Here is a 19693-nt window from a genome sequence, read left to right on the forward strand (position 1 = left end):
CGGCCCCCGTCGGCCGGCTGCTCAGAGCCAGTGCTTCCGCTTGAAGACGAAGTACAGACTGGTGCACACGACCGCCATCAGGACGATCGCGAAGGGATAGCCGAACACCCAGTGCAGCTCCGGCATGTGACTGAAGTTCATGCCGTAGATCGTGCCGACCAGGGTCGGCGCGAAGAGGATGGCGGCCCAGGAGGAGATCTTCTTGATCTCCTCGTTCTGTTCGAAGCCCGCCTCCGCCAACGCCCGCATCTCCGCGTTCTGTTGCTGGGTGACCAGGGTCGCGTTCACCGTGAGGATGTCCTGGAGGGCCTGGCGGAAGCTGTCGACGCGTTCGCTGGTGTGCGTGACGTGGTCGGCCACGTCGCGCAGGTAGCGCTGGAGTTCCTCGTCCGTGCCGTACTTGGCGAAGCCGGCCATCAGGCCGTGCAGCATGCCGACGAGCGGGCGGGTGGCGCGCTGGAACTCGACCATCTCGCGGGAGAGTTCGTAGATCCGGCGGGAGACCTCGGGGTCGCCGCGGAAGACCTCCGTCTCGATCTCGTCGACGTCGTTCTGGACCCCGGCGACGACCGGGGCGTAGCCGTCGACCACCGCGTCGAGGATGGCGTACAGCACCGCCTCCGGCCCGAGTTTCAGCAGGTCGGGACTGTCCTCCATGCGGCGGCGGACCGCGGAGAGGTTCGGGGCGGCGCCATGGCGGACCGTGATGACGAAGTCGGGGCCGACGAAGACGTGCAGTTCGCCGAAGTCGACCTCCTCGGGGGCGTCGAGGTAGCGCGCGGCGCGCAGGACGACGAACAGCGTGTCGCCGTAGCGCTCCAGCTTCGGCCGCTGGTGGGCCTCCAGGGCGTCCTCGACGGAGAGCGGATGAAGGTCGAACTCCGAGGCGAGGGAGAGGAGTTCGTCCTCGGTCGGGCGGGCCAGGCCGATCCACGCCATGCCGGACGGCTGTTCGCGCAGTTCCCGGAAGGTCTCCGCCAGCGAGCCGGGGGAGGAGACCCGGACGCCGTCGCGGTACAGGGCCGCCTCGACGATGCTGCCCGCTTCGGCGGGGCCCGGACCGGGGCCCGGGGGGACGGCCGGCGGCGCGGGCGTCGGCTGCGGTGGACGCGGCGGCAGGGGGCGGCGCCAGACGGGCTTCCTGGCTCCGTCGGCTGGGTGGCGTCGCTCGGGCATCGTGGCTGCCTCTCGGTCGAGCCTGCGGCTGCGTGATCCACGGGCGCGGTGTGCGCTGCGGGCACGGTTCGCGTCGTGTTCCCGGTCTCTCCTGTCCTCTACGTCTTCCCCACTGTCCTTGTTTGATCACGTAGCAGGATATACGCGGCAAACGGCACGGGCGTGGCGCAGACGTCGTCGAGTGCCGACCGGTGCGCCCACGGCCCGGAGTCGACCGACGGCCGGCTTGCGGACCGTAGGTGTCCGCAAGCGGCGCTAGCGTGCGGGGCATGACGAAGACGACGACGGCCGCGACCGCCCCCCTGCTCGGCGTCCGCGCCCTCAACCGCGCGACCCTCGGCCGACAGCTGCTTCTGCGCCGCTCGCCGTTGTCCGCCGGGGCGGCGATCGAGCACCTGCTCGGTCTCCAGGCGCAGAACGTCAAGCCGCCGTACTACGCGCTCGCCGCCCGCCTCGACCGCTTCGCCCCGCAGGAGCTCTCGGCTGCCATGGCCGATCGCGAGGTCGTCCGGATCGTCACCATGCGCTCGACCATCCACACCCACACCGCCGCCGACTGCCTCACCCTGCGGCCCTTCGTCCAGCCCGCCCGCGACCGGGAGCTGACGAACTTCCGCAAGGGGCTCGTCGGCGTCGATCTCGACCGGCTGTCCGTCCTGGCCCGCGAGCTGGTCGAGGACGCGCCGCGCACCATGAAGGAGCTGCGCGAGGCGCTGCTCCTCCGGTGGCCGGACGCCGATCCGCAGGCCCTGGCGGTCGCCGCGCGCTGCCGGCTGCCGCTCGTCCAGGTCACCCCGCGCGGGCTGTGGGGACACCGCGGCCAGGTCGCGCTCACCACGGCCGAGCGCTGGCTCGGCCGGCCCGCCGAGCCCGCCCCGCCGGCCGAGACCGTCGTCCTGCGCTACCTCGCCGCCTTCGGACCGGCCTCCGTGAAGGACATGCAGACCTGGGCCGGGCTGACCCGGCTGCGGGACGTCTTCGAGCGGCTCAGGCCGCGACTCGTCACCTTCCGGGACGAGAGCGGCGCCGAGCTCTTCGACCTCCCGGACGCGCCCCGCCCCGACCCTGACACCCCGGCCCCGCCGCGTTTCCTGCCCGAGTTCGACAACCTGTTGCTCTCGCACGCCGACCGCACCCGGGTCGTACCGCGGGAGCTGCGGGGGCGAAGCTGGCGGGGCAACCAGGCGTACTGCACCCTGCTCGTCGACGGCTTCCTCGCCGGGGTGTGGAAACTGGCGGACGGTGTCCTGGTCGTCGAGCCCCTCGGCCCGCTCGGCGGGGCCCGGCGGGACGAGGTCGTCGCGGAGGGGGAGCGGCTGCTCGCGCTCATGCACCCGGAGGGCGCAGGCGGTGTGCGGTTCGGGACCGTCGTACCGGGGTGAGGGCGGGGCGCGGTCGGGTCCGGGCATGGATAGGGGGCGCTGCGGGCTGCTCGTGGTAGCCCGCAACGCCCCCGGTCTGCACCTGAGGGGTACTCAGGAAATCTTCCGGGTCACGAGTTGACCTGCGCGGTCACCAGGCTGGAGAAGGCGGTCAGCCGGGTGTAGACACCCGGGTAACCGGCCTCCGCGCAGCCCTCGCCCCAAGAAGTGATCCCTGCCAGGACGCCCCCGATGAGCAGGGGACCGCCGCTGTCGCCCTGGCAGGTGTCTACGCCGCCGGAGGTGTATCCGGCGCAAACCATGTCGGTCTGGACGAAGTCCGAACCGTAGGAGCTCTTGCAGCTGGAGTCGGACACGATCGGCACGGTCGCGGTCCGCAGCTGGTTGGAGGAGCTCCCGCTCTCCGAGGTGGTGCCCCAGCCCAGGATGCGGGCCGTGGTGCCGGCCGCGTACACACCGGTCTGGGAGGAGGAGACGTACGACGCCGTCGTGTACGGCATCGAGGTCGAGAGGGTCAGCACGGCGACGTCGTCGCCGTTGGTGGCGTCCGTGTAGGAGGGGTTGATCCAGATCTTGCTGACCCTGCTGACCGTGCCGTTGGTGCCGTTGAGGTAGGTGCGGCCGCCGACCACCCGGACGCTGCCGGTGCTCTCGCCCACCATGCAGTGCGCGGCCGTGACCACCTTGGTCGCCGACACCAGGGTCCCGCCGCAGAACTGGTTCTGCGAGGCGTCGGTGATCTGCATCATGAACGGGTACGCGGTCGTGGTGGTCGTGGTGCCGCCGACGATGGGCTGGGGCGCGGCGACAGCGGTGGGGGCGCTGAGCAACGCGGTGGTGACGACGGCGGCGGTCGCCGCGACGGCGGCGACGGCGGTCCTTCGTGCGCGGTCGAACCCGAACATGAGTCTCCTCAGTGGGGGATGCCGGTGGGGGCGCGCGGGCGTGGGGGGTGCACGGGGGTCGCGGGACCGACCCCCGTGTGCCTGGGCGTGCGGCACACCCCAAAAACTAGGACCCGGGGCCGCCGCCTCCCAATGAGGGAACCCCCTAAGGGAGTTGGGCAGGGAAAACCCTCGGTGCCCTCTCGGCAAACCCGCCAGTGCAGTAAACCCGCGCGACGTTCACTTCGCGCGGCGCCCCGCCGCCAGCCGGACGATGTCCACCCGCGAACGGATCCCCAGCTTGCGGTAGACCCGGGTCAGCGTCGCCTCGACCGTCTTGACGCTGATGTACAGCCGGGCGGCGATCTCCCGGTTGGTGGCGCCCTCCATGACCAGCGCGGCGACCTGACGCTCCATCGCGGCGAGACCCTCCAGCGCGTCCAGCGCCGGGTCCCGCGGGGCGTCGACGACCGCCGCCTCCTCCGGCTCCGCGGCGGCCGCCGCGTCCACCTGCCGCAGCCACGGCAGCGCGCGGCAGCGCCGGAACAGCCGGGCGGCCTCGTCGTACGACGTCGGCCCCGGCCTGCGGGTGCGCAGCCGGGCCAGCGCGAACGCGGCCCGTGCCTCCTCCAGGCCGTACCCCAGCTTGGCGAGCCGGTCCTGAACGGACGTCAGCTGGGAGAGCGCGGCCTCCTGGTCGCCGCGGGCCGCCCGTACCAGCGCCTCCGAGCGGTCCAGTACGGCCAGCACGCTCTCCCGGCCCAGTCGCAGCGCGTGCGCGCGCGAGACGTCGATCAGGTCCTGCGCCTCGCCCGGCTCCCCGATCCGTACGAGGGCCTCGGCGAGGTCGCTCTGCCAGCGGCCGCGCGCCGGGTCGGTGATGCCGAGCCCGGCCTCCAGCTCGCGCACCCGGCGCAGCGAACGGACCGTGCCCGCCGCGTCCCCGGCCACGAGCTGGGCGTACCCGCACGCGGCCAGGGCCCGGGAGAGGTACATCTGGTCGCCGTCCTCCTCGGCCCGCTCCGCGGCCTCCCGGGCCAGTTCCAGCGCATGGTCCACGTCACCGCCGGAGGCCTCCGCGAGGGAGGCGAGCATCGCCGAGGCGCCGAGCCCGATCCCGGAGTCGCGGGCCAGCCGCAGGCTCTCGCGGGCCAGGTCCAGGGCCCGTCCGCAGTGCCCGGAGCGCAGTTCGGTCTCGGCCAGGAAGCGCTGGAAGTGCACCTCGCTCTCGACCATGCCGCGCCGCTGCACCTCGCGCAGCAGCGCGGTGATGGTGCTGCGGGCCTCGGGCAGCTGGTCGCTCATCAGCAGCCAGCGGAACCGGGCCGCGCCGGCGCCGTTGTGGTGGCAGGCCACATACGGGTCCTGGGGCTCCTTGAGCGCCCGCTTGATGGTCGTGGGGGCGTCCGCGTGGCCCATCAGCGTCTCGGTCGAGGCCTGGAAGGACAGCGCCATGAGCTCGGTGCGCCGGTCGCCGGCGGTCGCGGCGAGCTCCGCCGCGTGCGCGGCCTCGGTGCGGGCCTCGGAGAAGTCGCCCTCGACGACCAGGCCGCGCCAGGCGAGCTGGTAGTGGACCAGGGCGAGCAGCTTGGGGTCCTCGCCCGCGTCGACCAGCACCTGCGGGAAGACCGCGTCGACCTCGCCGAGGGCCTGCCCGGCCGCCTCGATGACGATCATCCAGGCGCGCACCCGTTCGGCGGGCACGGTGGCCCGGGTCAGCACCTCGTGCGCGATGTCCCGGGCGAGCTCCACCTCGCCGGCGGTGATCGCGTCCTCGGCCGCCTGCAACCGCCGGTCGTCGGGGCCGGGGGTGGCGCCCGCCGGGGTGTGGCGGGCGGCGAGCAGCCCGAGGGAGGCGGCGACCGACGGGGCGCCGCGGTCCCGGGCCAGCGCGGCGGCGCCGGCCAGCCGGGCGGCCACGTCCGGGTCGGTGCCGGTGGTCGCCAGGGCCAGGTGCCGGGCCCGTTCGATCGGGTCGGACGCCGCGGTGGACAGCGCCGCGTGCGCGGCCCGGCGGTCGTGCGCGGGCGCCTCCGCGTACAGCGCGGCGGAGATCAGCGGATGCGCGAACCGTACGGCCGGGCCCTCCGGCTCCGTCGCCAGCAGGCCGAGCCGGGCGGCCTGGGCGGTCTCCGCCTCGGCGTTCTCCCGGCCGGCGGCCAGCAGCAGGGACAGGGTGGGGCGGGCGCCGGCGCTGGCCACCAGCAGGGTGCGGCGGACGTCGTCGGAGAGCATGCCGAGCCGGTGCAGGACCAGGGCCCGCAGGGAGGTGGGCACCGGCAGCGGCTCGCCGGGGCGGGGCGGGGTGGGATTCTCGCCGAGGGCCCGGCCCAGTTCGAGCGCGAACAGCGGGTTGCCGCCGCTGGTGCGGTGGATCTCGCGGACCGTGGAGCGGGGCAGGTCGGTGTAGCCGCGGTCGTCGAGCAGCGCGGAGACCTGGGCCCGGGAGAGCGGGTTGAGGCGGATGGCGAGGGTGTCGGGCGGAGACGCGCGTAGATGGCGGTCGTACTCCTGGCCCTCGGTCCGCACCGCGCAGAGCATCTGCACCGGGGTGTCGCCGAGGCGGCGGGCGGCGAAGCCGAGGAGTTCGGCACTGGCCGAATCCAGCCACTGGAGGTCGTCCGCGACGATCAGGACGGGGCCGTCGGCGGCGAGGGCGCGCAGCGCCGAGAGCACGGCGAGGCGCAGCGCGAGGCCGTCACGCTGGAGGGTGGACTCCCCGCGGCCGGTGATCGCCGACTCCAGCGCGGTGCGCTGGGCGGCGGGCAGCTTGTCGGACACCTGGTCGAGAGCCAGCCCGAGGAGATCGGCCAGGGCAAGAAACGGAAGGTGAGATTCTGACTCCGTCGCGGAGCAGCGCAAGACGGTGTGGGCCACCTGCGAGTATTCCGTGGCCAATGCCTGGAGCACGGTCGATTTCCCTATTCCGGCAGGGCCGTGCAGGAGCACGCTGCCGGAGCGACCGAGCTGCTCGCGGGCGGCCGTGAACAGGTCCTCCCTGCCGATGACCAGGTCGGGGCGGCATCGGGCAGGCTCCTGGAAGTCCCGTCGCACGGTTACCGCTCCCCTCCGTGTGTCGTGTCCGTACCAAATTCTAGGCAACATCCCTTTGAAATTCGGACGGACTGAGTGGTGAGGGATATAACAAATGGCGATGCATAGAGAAATTCACAACCCGGACACATGAATGAAACGACGTCATTCTGTCCTAAACCCGACGATTTTGCGATTCCTTGGTGGTGCTGGCAGACCATGATCCCTTAGGGCAGCACCCCCGTCCGGCGCGCCGCCGCCACCGCCTCCCCCCGGGTGTGCGCGCCCAGCTTGCGCATCGCCGACCTGAGGTAACCCTTCACTGTCTCCGAGCGTAGCCCCAGCCGCTCCGCGGCCACCGCGTTCGTCGCCCCGGCCGCCACCCACACCAGCACGTCCACCTCCCGGGGCGCCAGCCGCGCCGAGCCGCCCGTACCGCCCCGGACGTCCCCCGGGGCGCCCGCCGCGGGCGCCGGCGTCAGCAGCCCGCACGCCGCCAGCAGCTCGGCCCGCAGCACCGGATCCGTGATCCGCGGCACCAGCGCGCGCAGCGCCGCGCGCGCCTCCCGCATCTGCTCCCAGGCGGCCACGGCACCCGGGTCCGCGGCCCCGGCCGGCCGGGCCGCCGACAGCAGGCGGTCCGCCTCCTCCCGCACCACCAGCGCCTGTTCCACGTCCCGCGCCGCCTCGACCGCCGCGCTCAGCGTGCGGTCGCCCAGCGGCTGGGCCGTGCGCAGCGCGCCGTACAGCACACCGCGCACCCGGCGCCGCACCACGACCGGCACCGCCAGCACCGAGCGCAGCCCCTCGGCGGCCACCGCGGAGTCGTACTCGTGGCTGATCTGCCGCGAGGAGGAGTAGTCCGTCACCGCGCACGCCCGGGCCAGCGCCACCGCCTTGCCGCCCAGACCGTTGCCCGCGCTCACCGCGAGCGCGCGCAGCGCCGGCGTCGCGTTGCCGCTCAGTTCGCTGATCCGCATCTGCTGCCGCCCGGCGTCGACCAGACCGCCGAAGGCCACCGGCAGCCCGGTCGTACGACGCAGGCGGGCCAGCGCGCCGCGGATCTCCGTCGCTCCGGCCGCGTCCGCCGCCATGTTCCCGCCCCTCATCTCGTGGCCGCTGTGCTGCACACACCCCCGTTCGGGGGTAGTGAGACCTGCATCACGGATTACACGATGGCGGGGAGCCGCCCGGCAATGGTCCGGCACCGAGGAGGACAAATGACGACGGCGACGGAGCTCTTCCGCAGCGCGCGGGACTTCCTGCTGGAACACCGCGAGGACTACGCCACCGCCTACGAGGGCTTCGCCTGGCCGCGCCCGCCCCACTTCAACTGGGCGCTCGACTGGTTCGACGCGATCGCGCACGGCAACGACCGCACCGCGCTGCACATCGTCGAGGAGGACGGCTCCGGGACCCGGCTGTCCTTCGCCGAGCTGTCCCTGCTCTCCGACCAGGCCGCGAACTGGCTGCGCGGACGGGGAGTGCGCGCCGAGGACCGGATCCTCGTCATGCTCGGCAACCAGACCGAGCTGTGGGTGACGGCCCTGGCCGCCATGAAGCTGCGCGCCGTCGTCATCCCGGCCACCCCGCTGCTCGGCCCCGCCGACCTGCGCGACCGCGTCGAGCGCGGCCGGGTCCGGCACGTGGTCGTGCGGGCCGAGGACACCGCCAAGTTCGACGAGGTGCCCGGCCCCTACACCCGCATCGCCGTCGGCGGCGCCCCGGCCGGCTGGCTGTCCTACGAGGACCTGTACGGCGCGAACGCCGGCTTCGCCCCCGACGGCCCGACCCTGGCCGACGACCCGCTGATGCTCTACTTCACCTCGGGCACCACCGCCCGCCCCAAGCTCGTCGAGCACACCCACACCTCGTACCCGATCGGGCACCTGGCCACCATGTACTGGATCGGGCTCAAGCCCGGCGACGTGCACCTGAACATCTCGTCGCCCGGCTGGGCCAAGCACGCCTGGTCCAACCTGTTCGCGCCGTGGAACGCCGAGGCGACCGTCTTCATCCACAACTACACCCGCTTCGACGCGGCCCGGTTGATGGCGGAGATGGACCGGGCCGCCGTGACGACGTTCTGCGCCCCGCCCACCGTCTGGCGGATGCTCATCCAGGCCGACCTGACCCAGCTGCGCACCCCGCCGCGCGAGGTCGTCGCCGCGGGCGAGCCGCTCAACCCCGAGGTCATCGAGCAGATCCGGCGGGCCTGGGGGGTGACCATCCGGGACGGCTTCGGCCAGACCGAGACCGCCGTGCAGGTCGCCAACAGCCCCGGCCAGCCGCTGAAGACCGGCTCCATGGGCCGCCCGTGCCCCGGCTACCGCGTCGAACTGCTCGACCCGGTGTCCGGCGCGCCCGGGGTCGCCGAGGGCGAGATCGCGCTCGACCTGTCGGCGCGCCCGGTCGGCCTGATGACCGGCTACCACGGCGCCCCGGACCGTACCGCGGAGGCGATGGCGGGCGGCTACTACCGGACCGGCGACATCGGCGCCCGGGACGCGGACGGCTACATCACCTACGTGGGACGCGCGGACGACGTGTTCAAGGCCTCCGACTACAAGATCAGCCCCTTCGAGCTGGAGAGCGCCCTGCTGGAGCACGAGGCGGTGGCCGAGGCGGCCGTCGTGCCCGCGCCGGACGAGCTGCGCCTGGCCGTGCCCAAGGCGTACGTCGTCCTCGCCGAGGGCTGGGAGCCGGGCCCGGACACCGCGAAGGTGCTCTTCGAGCACTCGCGCGACGTCCTCGCGCCCTACAAGCGCATCCGCCGCCTCGAGTTCGGCGGCCTGCCCAAGACCGTCTCCGGCAAGATCCGCCGGATCGAGCTGCGCGAGGCCACGGCCGCCGGCTCGGACGCCGAGTACCGCGAGGAGGACTTCCGGTGACCGAACCTTCCTACACCCACGGGACCAGCGAGGTCCCCCTGCTCGGCGCCACGATCGGGGCCGACCTCGACCGGACGATCGCCGCCCACCCCGACCGCGAGGCACTGGTCGACGTGCAGTCCGGACGGCGGTGGACCTACGCCGAGTTCGGCGCGGCCGTCGACGAGGTGGCCCGCGGACTGCTCGCCCACGGCATCGCCAAGGGCGACCGGGTGGGCATCTGGGCGGTCAACTGCCCCGAGTGGGTGTTCGTCCAGTACGCCACCGCCCGCCTCGGCGTGATCATGGTGAACATCAACCCCGCCTACCGCGCGCACGAGTTGGAGTACGTGCTGAAGCAGGCCGGCATCGCGCTGCTAGTCGCCTCCCTCGCCCACAAGGGGAGCGACTACCGGGCGCTGGTCGAGCAGGTCCGGCACAAGTGCCCCGAGCTGCGCGACGTCTTCTACATCGGCGACCCGTCGTGGGACGCCCTCACGGCCTCCGCCGAGCGCGTCGCGCCCGAGCGGGTCGCCGCGGCGCAGGCGGAGCTGAGCTGCGACGACCCGGTCAACATCCAGTACACCTCGGGCACCACCGGCTTCCCGAAGGGCGCCACGCTCTCCCACCACAACATCCTCAACAACGGCTACTGGGTGGGCCGTACGGTCGGCTACACGGAACAGGACCGGATCTGCATCCCCGTCCCGCTGTACCACTGCTTCGGCATGGTGATGGGCAATCTGGCCGCCACCTCGCACGGCGCGTGCATGGTGATCCCCGCCCCGTCGTTCGACCCGGCGGCGACCCTGCGGGCCGTCGAGCAGGAGCGGTGCACCTCGCTCTACGGCGTCCCGACCATGTTCATCGCGGAGCTGAACCTCCCCGACTTCGCGACGTACGACCTGTCGTCGCTGCGCACCGGCATCATGGCGGGCTCGCCCTGCCCGGTCGAGGTGATGAAACGCGTGGTCGCCGAGATGCACATGGCGGAGGTCTCCATCTGCTACGGCATGACCGAGACCTCCCCGGTCTCGCTCCAGACCCGCAGGGACGACGACCTCGAACACCGCACCGGCACCGTCGGCCGGGTCCTGCCGCACATCGAGGTCAAGGTGGTCGACCCGGCGACCGGGGTGACCGTGCCGCGCGGTGCCGCGGGCGAACTGTGCACCCGCGGCTACAGCGTGATGCTCGGCTACTGGGACGAGCCGGAGAAGACCGCCGAGGCCGTCGACGCGGGACGCTGGATGCACACCGGCGACCTGGCCATGATGCGCGAGGACGGGTACGTCGAGATCGTCGGCCGCATCAAGGACATGATCATCCGGGGCGGCGAGAACATCTACCCGCGGGAGATCGAGGAGTTCCTGTACGCCCACCCCAAGATCCGGGACGTCCAGGTGGTCGGCGTGCCGCACGAGCGGTACGGCGAGGAGGTCCTCGCCTGCGTCATCCCGAGCGACCCCGCCGATCCGCTCACCCTGGAGGAACTGCGGGCCTTCTGCGCGGACCGGCTCGCGCACTACAAGGTCCCGAGCAGGCTCCAGATCCTGGCGGGCTTCCCGATGACGGTGTCCGGCAAGGTACGCAAGATCGAACTGCGGGAGAAGTGGACGGAGGGGGCGGTCTCCTAGAGGGACGGAGGGGGCGGTCTCCTGGAGGGAGGGGGCGGGGTCCGGGGCGGCGGGGCGGATTCCCGGGCCGCGCGGGTCGGGATCGGCGAGGCGGGGGTCTTCCGGGCGTCCCGCGGTCGGTGGCGGAGAGTGCCGGGCCGGACGGTCAGGGCGCCCCCGACGCGTGCAGCCGGTCCGCGGGGCCGTTCACCGGCCTCGGTGTGCCCAGCAGGTCGAGGACGAAGAGGGGGACGAGCAGGACGTCGGCCCGGCCGCGGGCGTCCTCGGCGTACCCCGCGAGCGAGAAGTAGGCGCAGGCCGAGGATTCCGCCATGGCGGTCAGCCACAGGCACTCCACGTCCCGCACGCGCGCCGGGCGCGCCGTGGGGTCCACCTGGGCGACGAGACCGTGGCCGGCCAGCGCGATCCCGGCCGGCGGCCGTCGCTCGCCCCGGCGGATGTCCCGGTAGCCGAGCCCGCTCAGATAGCGGGCCGCGGCCGTGACCGCGTCCACCGCGGTGCGGATGGGCGCGGGCCGGAAGACCGGGTGCGGCGCACCGGTGGCGGGGGCGGCCGCGACCGGGAGGCGCAGCACCGTGCCGCACGGGCAGCCCAGTTCCGGCGCTGGCCACTGGCCCCGGCTGCCGCAGGCCGCGCACCGCACGGTGACCCACTGTTCCTCCCAGACCCGGTGGGCCAGCGCCGTGGGCTTGCCGCGCGGGTCCAGCGGCGGGGCCACCGGCGCTCCGCACGCGCACGGGTACGACGGCGAGGCATAGACGTGCTCGCGCCGACAGGCCGGGCAGCGCACCGGCAGGCTCTCGGACATGGCCCGCTCCAGGACGGCATCACGGGGGGACGGCCCCCATCGTCCTCCAGGAGGGCCCCGTCTGTCCGTCCCTTGACCGCCTTCGCCGCACCCGCCTACATTACTTCCAGATAGCAGAAGTTGAATTCCGTGATACGAAATTAAGGGACCCGTGGAATCCACGGAATCCCCGGAAGCGTGAGGGAAGCGCTCGGGGCGCGACGGTCGAGCGGATCCGGCAGTCGAGGCAGGAGTACTCCATGGCCCGTATGACCGCTGCCCGTGCGGCAGTCGAGATCCTCAAGCGCGAGGGCGTCACCGACGCGTTCGGTGTCCCCGGCGCCGCGATCAACCCCTTCTACGCGGCCCTCGAGGCCGCCGGGGGCATCAGCCACACCCTCGCCCGCCACGTGGAGGGCGCCTCGCACATGGCCGAGGGCTACACCCGCACCCGTCCCGGCAACATCGGCGTCTGCGTCGGGACCTCTGGTCCGGCGGGCACGGACATGATCACCGGGCTCTACTCCGCCCTCGGCGACTCGATCCCGATCCTGTGCGTCACCGGCCAGGCCCCCACCTCCGTGATCCACAAGGAGGACTTCCAGGCCGTCGACATCGCCTCCGTCGCCAGGCCGGTGACCAAGATGGCGGTCACCGTACTGGAGGCGGCCCAGGTCCCCGGTGTCTTCCAGCAGGCCTTCCACCTCATGCGGTCCGGCCGCCCCGGCCCGGTCCTCGTCGACCTCCCCGTCGACGTGCAGCTCACCGAGATCGAGTTCGACCCGGAGACCTACGCGCCCCTCCCGGTCTACAAGCCGGCCGCGACCCGTGCCCAGATCGAGAAGGCGATGGGACTGCTCAACGCCTCCGACCGGCCGCTGATCGTGGCGGGCGGCGGTGTCGTCAACGCCGATGCCGCCGAACTCCTCGTCGAGTTCGCCGAGTCGACCGGCACGCCGGTGGTGCCGACGCTGATGGGCTGGGGCGTCCTGCCCGACGACCACGAACTGAACGCCGGCATGGTCGGCCTCCAGACCTCGCACCGCTACGGCAACGCGACCTTCCTGGAATCCGACTTCGTCCTCGGCATCGGCAACCGCTGGGCCAACCGCCACACCGGCAGGCTCGACGTCTACACGGCCGGCCGGACGTTCGTCCACATCGACATCGAGCCCACCCAGATCGGCCGGATCCTCGCCCCCGACCTCGGCATCACCTCCGACGCCGGGGCCGCCCTGCGTCTGCTCGTCGAGGTGGCGCGGGAGCTGAAGGCGGCCGGCCGGCTGCCCGACCGCTCCGGCTGGGCAGCCGCCACCCAGGAGAAGCGGGCACGGCTGCAACGTCGTACCCACTTCGACGACGTCCCGATCAAGCCGCAGCGCGTCTACGAGGAGATGAACAAGGTCTTCGGCCCGGAGACCCGGTACGTCAGCGCCATCGGCCTCGCGCAGATCGCGGGTGCGCAGCTGCTGCACGTCCACCGGCCCCGGCACTGGATCAACTGCGGCCAGGCGGGCCCGCTCGGCTGGACCGTCCCGGCCGCGCTGGGCGTGGCCAGGGCCGACCCGGAGGCGTCCGTCGTCGCCCTGTCCGGGGACTACGACTTCCAGTTCCTGATCGAGGAGCTGGCCGTCGGCGCCCAGCACCGCATCCCGTATGTGCACGTCCTGGTGAACAACGCCTACCTGGGCCTGATCCGGCAGGCGCAGCGGGCCTTCGACATCGACTTCCAGGTCAATCTGGAGTTCGAGAACATCAACGCGCCCGAACTCGGCGGCTACGGCGTCGACCACGTGAGGGTCGCCGAGGGGCTCGGCTGCAAGGCGATCCGGGTCACCGACCCGGGCGGCCTGGGCGCCGCCTTCGAACAGGCCCGCAAGCTCGCCGCGGAGCACCGCGTGCCCGTCGTCGTCGAGGTGATCGTGGAGCGCGTCACGAACATCGCGATGTCGACGACCAACGACATCGGTGACGTCGTGGAGTTCGAGGAGATCGCGACCGAGCCCGGACACGCGCCGACCTCGATCCGGACGCTGAAGGTCTGAGGGAGCGGCGCGGAAGGGCTCACGCCGTTCCGCAGCCGGTGATGTCGCCCCCGCTGCCGCTGCCCCAGGACTGCCGCAGGTCCCGTTCGGTCGTCCCGCCCCGGCCGGTCAGGCCCGCCTCCCGGGTGAACCGCGGCGCGAGCCCGGTCAGCGCCGGGTCGCCGTACAGGGCGACCGCGAGCAGCTGGTCCTCCACCGGCAGCCCCGGATCGTGGGCGGGCATGGGGTGCCGGGCGCGCAGGGCCTTCAGGGTGCGGCGGCCGGCGCGGGTGCGACCGGGCGGGAACGTACGGAGCAGCCCGGCGGTCCTGAGTTCGTCCCGCAGCCCGGTGAGCGCTCGGCGCACCGCCTGCCGGTCCAGCAACTGCCGTAGGCCCGCGGGTCGGTAGAGCGCGGCGTGCACGGCCTTGGTGAGCGGCGGCAGGGAACGGTCCGCGGCCGGGCCGGTGGTGCGCATCGTGCCCACCCGGCCGGGCCCGACGGCACCGCGCAGATGCAGCGAGAGGACGGCCACCGTGACGGCGGCGCAGGGACCGCCGCGCAGCAGGGCGATCGCGTGCGGTTCCAGCCGGCTCGGCGCGGCACTGTCCATGGCAGACCCCCGTCGCGGGGCCCGCCGCCCCCGTGCCGGCAGGCCCCGCGTGAGAAGAATGTGCCCGCTCGCGGGGCCGGTTGAAGCCTAGGTGGCCGTGTTCAGAGGATGATTTGAGGATTGCGTAGCCCGGGTACGCCCTCAGTCGTACGTCCGCAATCGTCGTCCGTACGCGTCGTCACGGCTGCGGCTCGTGCTCCGACAGCCCCGGCCAGTCGTCCGGGCCGCCGCCCTGCCACTCGATGAGATCGCTCTCCTCGACCTCGATCCGGTCCAGGTCGGCCATGCGCAGGATCTCGATGACATCGTCCAGATGGCTGGCGATGCCGAGGGTCTGGTCGCCCGTGGTGACCCGCCGGGAGCCGTCCAGGGCCGGGGCGTGCACCACGATGTGCGGGAACTCCGTCGGTGGATGCGTCATGCCTTCAGGCTGCTGCGGGCGGGGCGGATCCGCACTCCGGGAACCTCCGCCGGACACCGACACGGCCACGGCCACGGACGCGGTACGAGGCCGCGCCGCGGGCCGGCCGGCCGGGACCGTGGTGGCGACGGTGCCGCCGGGAGTCCCGGGGCGCGTCAGACCTGGGTGCCGGAGAGGCGCTCGACGGCGCGCAGCAGGGCCGAGTGGTCCAGGCCGCCGTCGCCCTGGGCGCGCAGGCTGGCGACGAGCTGGGCGACCACGGCGCCGACGGGCAGGGCGGCACCGACGGCGCGGGCCGCGTCCGTGACGATCCCCATGTCCTTGTGGTGCAGGTCGACACGGAAACCCGGCCTGAAGTCGCGGCCGAGGAAGTTGTCCTTCTTGCGGGTCAGCACGGTCGAGCCGGCCAGCCCGCCGCCGAGGACGTCCAGCGCCGCCGCCAGGTCCACGCCGGACTTCTCCAGGAACACCACGGCCTCGGCGCACGCCTGGATGTTCACGGCGACGATCAGTTGGTTGGCGGCCTTCACGGTCTGCCCGGAGCCGTGCGGGCCGCACCGGACGACGGTCCTGCCCAGCGCCTCGAAGACCGGCCGGGCCGCGTCGAAGTCCGCCTGGTCGCCGCCGACCATGATGGACAGCACGGCCTCGACGGCACCCGCCTCGCCGCCGGACACGGGGGCGTCCAGCACCCGGACGCCCTTGGCCGCCGCCGCCCGCGCCAGCTCGACCGAGGTCCCCGGGGTGATCGACGACATGTCGACGAGCAGGGTGCCGGGCCGGGCGTTCTCCAGGATGCCGTCCGGCCCGTACGCGACGGCCTCGACCTGGGGGGACGCGGGCACCATCGTGATGATCACGTCGGCGTCCCGGACGGCCTCGGCGACCGAGCCGGCCGCGGTGCCGCCCGCGGCGGCCAGCCGGTCCAGCTTGTCCTGTTCCAGGGTGAAGCCGGTGACGTCGTAACCCGCCTTGATCAGGTTCTCGGACATCGGGGAGCCCATGATGCCCAGGCCGATCCACGCGATCGAGGGCCGGTCCTGGCGGGCGGGGTCTGCGGGACTGGTCATGGTGTGGGTGCCTCTCTGGCCGCTGCTCTGCTGGGGCGGGCCGGTCGGCGGACCGGCCCGCGGGCCGCCCGGGCCCCGGGCGGCAGCCATCCGAAGGCCTCGGCGCTCGGACGGTCGCCCGGCTTGTACTCCAGGCCGATCCAGCCCTCGTAACCGGCCTTCCGCAGCCGCCGAAGGAGGTCCTCGAGCGGGAGGCCGCCGGTGCCCGGCGCGCCCCTGCCGGGGTTGTCGGCGATCTGCACATGGCCGGTGACCGACGCGTACCGCTCGATCGCCCGCGGGAGGTCCTCGCCGTTCATGGACAGGTGGTAGAGGTCCATCAGGAAGCGTGCGTTGCCGAGGCCGGTGAGCCGGTTGACGCGGTCGACGACCTCGACGCCGGCCCGCGCGCTCACCAGCGGATAGCGGGGCGACTCCGTCCGGTTGAGGGTCTCGACCAGCAGGATCGCCCCGACCCGGTCGGCCGCGGCGGCCGCGAGCGCCAGGTTCTCCAGCGCCAGCGCGTCCTGCTCGGCCGCGGTCACGCCGTCGACCCGGTTGCCGTACAGGGCGTTGAGCGCCCCGCAGCCCAGCGCTCCGGCGAGGTCCGCCGCCACCTCGACGTTGGCGCGGAACCGCTCCGACTCCGCGCCGGGCACCGACAGCGCGCCGCGGTCCGGGCCGGGGAGCCGCCCGGCGTAGAAGTTCAGGCCCGTCAGCCGGACGCCCGCGCCCTCGATCGCCTCGCCCAGCGCGTCGAGCTCGGACCGCCGGGGAGCGGGGGAGTCGGCCCACGGCCACCACAGCTCGACCGCGGTGAAACCGGCCGCGGCGGCGGCCGCGGGACGCTCCAGGAGCGGGAGCTCCGTGAACAGGATCGACAGATTCACGCTGAAGCGCCGCTCTGCGGCCGTGTGCGCGCCATGACCCGGCATGAGGCTCGGCACTCCCTTCCACCAGCCAGAGGTGATTCCGTATCGTGGAATTATCTTTCTGCTTTATGAAAGACTGCCGTCGGTCCTCATTGCATGTCAAGAGGGGGTCGGTCAAAGCCGGTACCGCGCGTTAGGTTGAGCGCGTGCGATTGAGAGTGGAGTTCACGACCGAGCCCTTCGATCTCGAGGAGGCTCCCGCGCACGCGCTGGTGGCCCGCGAGGTCGTCGAGGGCGCCGCGCTGGACACCGTGGACGTCGGCCCGTTCGGCAACACGGCGGAAGGCGGCGCCGACGCGGTGCTCACGGCCGTGGACGCCGTGCTGCGCAGGACCCTGGCGGCCGGTGCCACCCGGATCTCGCTCCAGGTCAACGTGGTCGGGGAGGGCGAAGGATGACCGCGGCCGGGGAGGGGGCCTTCATCGCGGCCGTGAAGCCGCTGGTCGACGCCATCGGCGGCGAGATACTCCCGCCCGACGAGGCCGGCCCCGACGACGTGGTGCTCTCCTGGGAGGGCGCCGACGCCGTCGCCGTGCGCCTGCCCCAGCTCGCCGACTCCCTCGACCACATCCTGGCCGCCATGGAGCGCAGGATGGGCAGGCCGCTGGCCGACCTGGACCGCAAGGCCAAGCAGGAGGTCGTACGGACGCTGGAGGCGCGCGGCGCCTTCTCCGTACGGCACGGCGTGGAGACCGTGGCGGGCGCGCTCGGGGTGAGCCGCTTCACGATTTACAACTACCTCAACCGCGAGAAGCAGGGCTGAAGTCCGCTCCTGGCCGACCGCCGTCGCCGTCGCTCCGTGCCGTCGACCGGCGTTGTCACACAGAATTTTCAACAAAGTGTTGACGCTGTCTCGCGGAGGGCGTTAGCTGACGGCAGTCCGCACCGCACGAAGGCCGCGTCCGGCCCGGCAGACCGCATCCGGCTACGGAGGCTCCCGTGACTTCGACTTCCGCGTCCCCGGGTCTGGCCCGGTTCAACGTCCTCGGGGAACACGAGGCCCTGGCCGCCCTCCACGAGGTGTGCGCCTCCACGGCATGGGCCGGCCGGCTGCTCGCCGCCCGCCCGTACGCCACCGCCGAAGACCTCTACGCCGCCAACGACACCGCCACGGCCGCACTGACCGCGGCCGACCTGGCGCAGGCCATGGCCGGACACCCGCCGATCGGCCGTCCCGCGCCGGGTGATCCGACCTCGGCCCGGGAACAGCGCGGTATGGCCGACGCCGCCGAGGAGCTCAAGGCGGAGATGCTCGCACTCAACCTGGCCTACCAGGACAGGTTCGGCCATGTCTTCCTGATCTGCGCGACCGGACGTACCGGCGAGCAGCTGCGCGACGCGCTCCGGCGGCGGCTCGGCAACCCGCCGGAGCTGGAGCGGGAGATCGTCCGCACCGAACTGGGCAGGATCAACCGCATCCGACTGGCCCGCCTCGCCGAAGGGACCGACCCGGCATGAGCACCGGTACCACCGCCTCGGTGTCCACGCACATCCTGGACACCAGCGTCGGCCGCCCCGCCGAGGGCGTCGCCGTCCTGATCGCCGCCCGCGACGGGCGCGCCGCCGACTGGCGGGCGCTCGGCGGCTCCGCGACCGACGCGGACGGGCGGTGCAAGGACCTGCCGGCCCTGCCGGAGGGGACGACCCACGTACGGCTCGACTTCGCCGTGGAGCCGTACTTCGAGAGGACCGCGGCAGAGCGAGCCGATGCGCGCGAGGACGCCCCCGCGCCTCGGGACGGTGCTGCGTTCTTCCCCGAGGTGACGATCACGTTCGCCGTGCAGCCCGGCGAGCACTACCACGTACCGCTGCTGCTGAACCCGTTCGGCTACTCCGTTTACCGAGGGAGCTAGCGCAAGATGACAGAAGTTTCCCGTCCCGGCCGCCCGGTGATGCTGGGTCAGAACCAGTACGGCAAGGCCGAGACCCGCGTCGTGAAGATCACGCGGGACGGCGCCACCCACCACATCAAGGACCTGAACGTCTCCGTCGCGCTCTCCGGCGACATGGACGAGGTCCACTACTCCGGCTCGAACGCCAACGTCCTGCCGACCGACACCACCAAGAACACGGTGTACGCGTTCGCCAAGGAGCACGGCGTCGAGTCGGCCGAGCAGTTCGGCATCCACCTGGCCCGGCACTTCGTGACCAGCCAGGAGGCGATCAGGACCGCCCGCGTCCGGATCGAGGAGTACGCCTGGGACCGGATCGAGACCTCCGACGACGCCGCCACCGGCAGCGGTGCCGGGAGCGGCGGCGCCGACCGGCCCCGGCACTCCTTCGTACGCCAGGGCCGGGAGACGCGCCTCGCCCAGATCACCTACGACGGCTCGTCGTGGGAGGTCGTCTCGGGACTGAAGGACCTCACCGTCCTGAACTCGACGAACTCGGAGTTCTGGGGGTACGTCAAGGACAAGTACACGACGCTGCCGGAGGCCCACGACCGCATCCTGGCCACCAAGGTCGCCGCCCGCTGGCGGTTCGGCTGGAGCGACGACGCGGACCCCATGCCCTCCTGGGAGACGTCGTACGCGGAGGTCCGCGGGCATCTGCTCCAGGCGTTCGCGGAGACGTACTCGTACTCGCTCCAGCAGACCCTCTACCGGATGGGCGCGCGGATCATCGACAACCGCGCCGAGATCGACGAGGTCCGCTTCTCGCTCCCCAACCAGCACCACTTCCTCGTCGACCTGGCGCCGTTCGGCCTCAAGAACGACAACGAGGTCTACTTCGCGGCCGACCGCCCGTACGGCCTGATCGAGGCCACCGTGCTGCGCGACGGCTGCGAGCCGCGCATACCGGTGGACCTCACCAACCTCTGACCCACCCGGGTGTCCCCGGCGCTTCCCGGCGTCGGTCCCGGTCCGTGGCGCCGGGATCTCCTA

The 19693-nt window shown here is 72.7% G+C and carries 17 protein-coding genes and 1 pseudogene; 9 read left to right on the top strand and 9 right to left on the bottom strand.

What is annotated here, in order from left to right:
- Positions 1-21 precede the first annotated feature (21 nt).
- Complete coding sequence (locus ACZ60B_RS11955) at positions 22-1176, bottom strand: magnesium and cobalt transport protein CorA (protein WP_469385882.1); 1155 nt, start codon at positions 1174-1176, stop codon at positions 22-24.
- A 269-nt stretch (positions 1177-1445) separates the two neighbouring features.
- Between ACZ60B_RS11955 and ACZ60B_RS11960 the strand changes: the two genes are divergently transcribed.
- Positions 1446-2558 (top strand): winged helix DNA-binding domain-containing protein, encoded by a 1113-nt coding sequence (locus tag ACZ60B_RS11960; protein ID WP_469385883.1) that lies wholly within the window; start codon positions 1446-1448, stop codon positions 2556-2558.
- Positions 2559-2668: 110 nt separating this feature from the next.
- Here the strand turns inward: ACZ60B_RS11960 and ACZ60B_RS11965 are convergent, their stop codons facing one another.
- The 3 genes from ACZ60B_RS11965 to ACZ60B_RS11975 form a co-directional block, all read right to left on the bottom strand.
- On the bottom strand, positions 2669-3463 hold the full coding sequence (locus ACZ60B_RS11965; protein WP_469385884.1) for a S1 family peptidase: 795 nt from the start codon (positions 3461-3463) through the stop codon (positions 2669-2671).
- 219 nt (positions 3464-3682) lie between these two features.
- The gene (locus ACZ60B_RS11970; protein ID WP_469385885.1) at positions 3683-6547 is read right to left on the bottom strand and encodes a helix-turn-helix transcriptional regulator; all 2865 of its coding nucleotides are present in this window, start codon (positions 6545-6547) and stop codon (positions 3683-3685) included.
- 155 nt (positions 6548-6702) lie between these two features.
- Positions 6703-7569, bottom strand: coding sequence for a helix-turn-helix transcriptional regulator (locus ACZ60B_RS11975; RefSeq protein WP_469385886.1), 867 nt, complete (start codon positions 7567-7569; stop codon positions 6703-6705).
- Between the two features lie 126 nt (positions 7570-7695).
- Between ACZ60B_RS11975 and ACZ60B_RS11980 the strand changes: the two genes are divergently transcribed.
- Both ACZ60B_RS11980 and ACZ60B_RS11985 read left to right on the top strand, forming a co-directional pair.
- Positions 7696-9366: an AMP-binding protein gene (locus ACZ60B_RS11980; protein WP_469385887.1), complete on the top strand. Its 1671-nt coding sequence runs from the start codon at positions 7696-7698 to the stop codon at positions 9364-9366.
- A complete protein-coding gene (locus tag ACZ60B_RS11985) occupies positions 9363-10982 on the top strand; it encodes an AMP-binding protein (RefSeq protein ID WP_469385888.1) in 1620 nt (539 codons plus the stop codon). The genes ACZ60B_RS11980 and ACZ60B_RS11985 overlap by 4 nt, the downstream gene beginning before the upstream one ends.
- 145 nt (positions 10983-11127) lie before the next feature.
- Here the strand turns inward: ACZ60B_RS11985 and ACZ60B_RS11990 are convergent, their stop codons facing one another.
- Positions 11128-11790, bottom strand: coding sequence for a hypothetical protein (locus tag ACZ60B_RS11990; RefSeq protein WP_469385889.1), 663 nt, complete (start codon positions 11788-11790; stop codon positions 11128-11130).
- Positions 11791-12029: 239 nt separating this feature from the next.
- Between ACZ60B_RS11990 and gcl the strand changes: the two genes are divergently transcribed.
- Positions 12030-13814, top strand: a complete 1785-nt coding sequence (gcl, locus tag ACZ60B_RS11995; RefSeq protein WP_469385890.1) for a glyoxylate carboligase — start codon at positions 12030-12032, stop codon at positions 13812-13814.
- Between the two features lie 19 nt (positions 13815-13833).
- Here gcl and ACZ60B_RS12000 read toward each other — a convergent pair whose 3' ends face one another.
- The 4 genes and pseudogenes from ACZ60B_RS12000 to ACZ60B_RS12015 form a co-directional block, all read right to left on the bottom strand.
- Positions 13834-14466 carry a TIGR04222 domain-containing membrane protein gene (locus ACZ60B_RS12000; protein ID WP_469385957.1) on the bottom strand — a complete coding sequence of 211 codons (633 nt, stop codon included), beginning with the start codon at positions 14464-14466 and terminating at the stop codon, positions 13834-13836.
- A gap of 118 nt (positions 14467-14584) precedes the next feature.
- Entirely contained in the window at positions 14585-14827 is a 243-nt protein-coding gene (locus ACZ60B_RS12005; protein WP_469385891.1) for a hypothetical protein, read from the bottom strand.
- A 155-nt stretch (positions 14828-14982) separates the two neighbouring features.
- Positions 14983-15897 (bottom strand): 2-hydroxy-3-oxopropionate reductase, encoded by a 915-nt coding sequence (locus tag ACZ60B_RS12010; RefSeq protein ID WP_469385892.1) that lies wholly within the window; start codon positions 15895-15897, stop codon positions 14983-14985.
- Positions 15898-15965: 68 nt separating this feature from the next.
- Positions 15966-16811: pseudogene (locus ACZ60B_RS12015) on the bottom strand (TIM barrel protein); the annotation flags it as partial.
- A 143-nt stretch (positions 16812-16954) separates the two neighbouring features.
- Between ACZ60B_RS12015 and ACZ60B_RS12020 the strand changes: the two are divergent.
- The 5 genes from ACZ60B_RS12020 to pucL all read left to right on the top strand — a co-directional run bounded on the left by ACZ60B_RS12020 (position 16955) and on the right by pucL (position 19630).
- A complete protein-coding gene (locus ACZ60B_RS12020) occupies positions 16955-17206 on the top strand; it encodes a hypothetical protein (RefSeq protein ID WP_450664968.1) in 252 nt (83 codons plus the stop codon).
- Positions 17203-17571 carry a helix-turn-helix domain-containing protein gene (locus tag ACZ60B_RS12025; RefSeq protein WP_469385893.1) on the top strand — a complete coding sequence of 123 codons (369 nt, stop codon included), beginning with the start codon at positions 17203-17205 and terminating at the stop codon, positions 17569-17571. Before ACZ60B_RS12020 ends, ACZ60B_RS12025 begins: the two co-directional genes overlap by 4 nt.
- A 176-nt stretch (positions 17572-17747) precedes the next feature.
- A complete protein-coding gene (uraD, locus tag ACZ60B_RS12030; protein ID WP_469385894.1) occupies positions 17748-18266 on the top strand; it encodes a 2-oxo-4-hydroxy-4-carboxy-5-ureidoimidazoline decarboxylase in 519 nt (172 codons plus the stop codon).
- The gene (gene uraH, locus ACZ60B_RS12035; RefSeq protein ID WP_469385895.1) at positions 18263-18661 is read left to right on the top strand and encodes a hydroxyisourate hydrolase; all 399 of its coding nucleotides are present in this window, start codon (positions 18263-18265) and stop codon (positions 18659-18661) included. The genes uraD and uraH overlap by 4 nt, the downstream gene beginning before the upstream one ends.
- Before the next feature lie 6 nt (positions 18662-18667).
- Positions 18668-19630 carry a factor-independent urate hydroxylase gene (gene pucL / locus ACZ60B_RS12040; protein ID WP_469385896.1) on the top strand — a complete coding sequence of 321 codons (963 nt, stop codon included), beginning with the start codon at positions 18668-18670 and terminating at the stop codon, positions 19628-19630.
- The last annotated feature ends 63 nt before the right edge of the window (positions 19631-19693 follow it).

Source organism: Streptomyces sp. NPDC104096, from assembly GCF_055584385.1.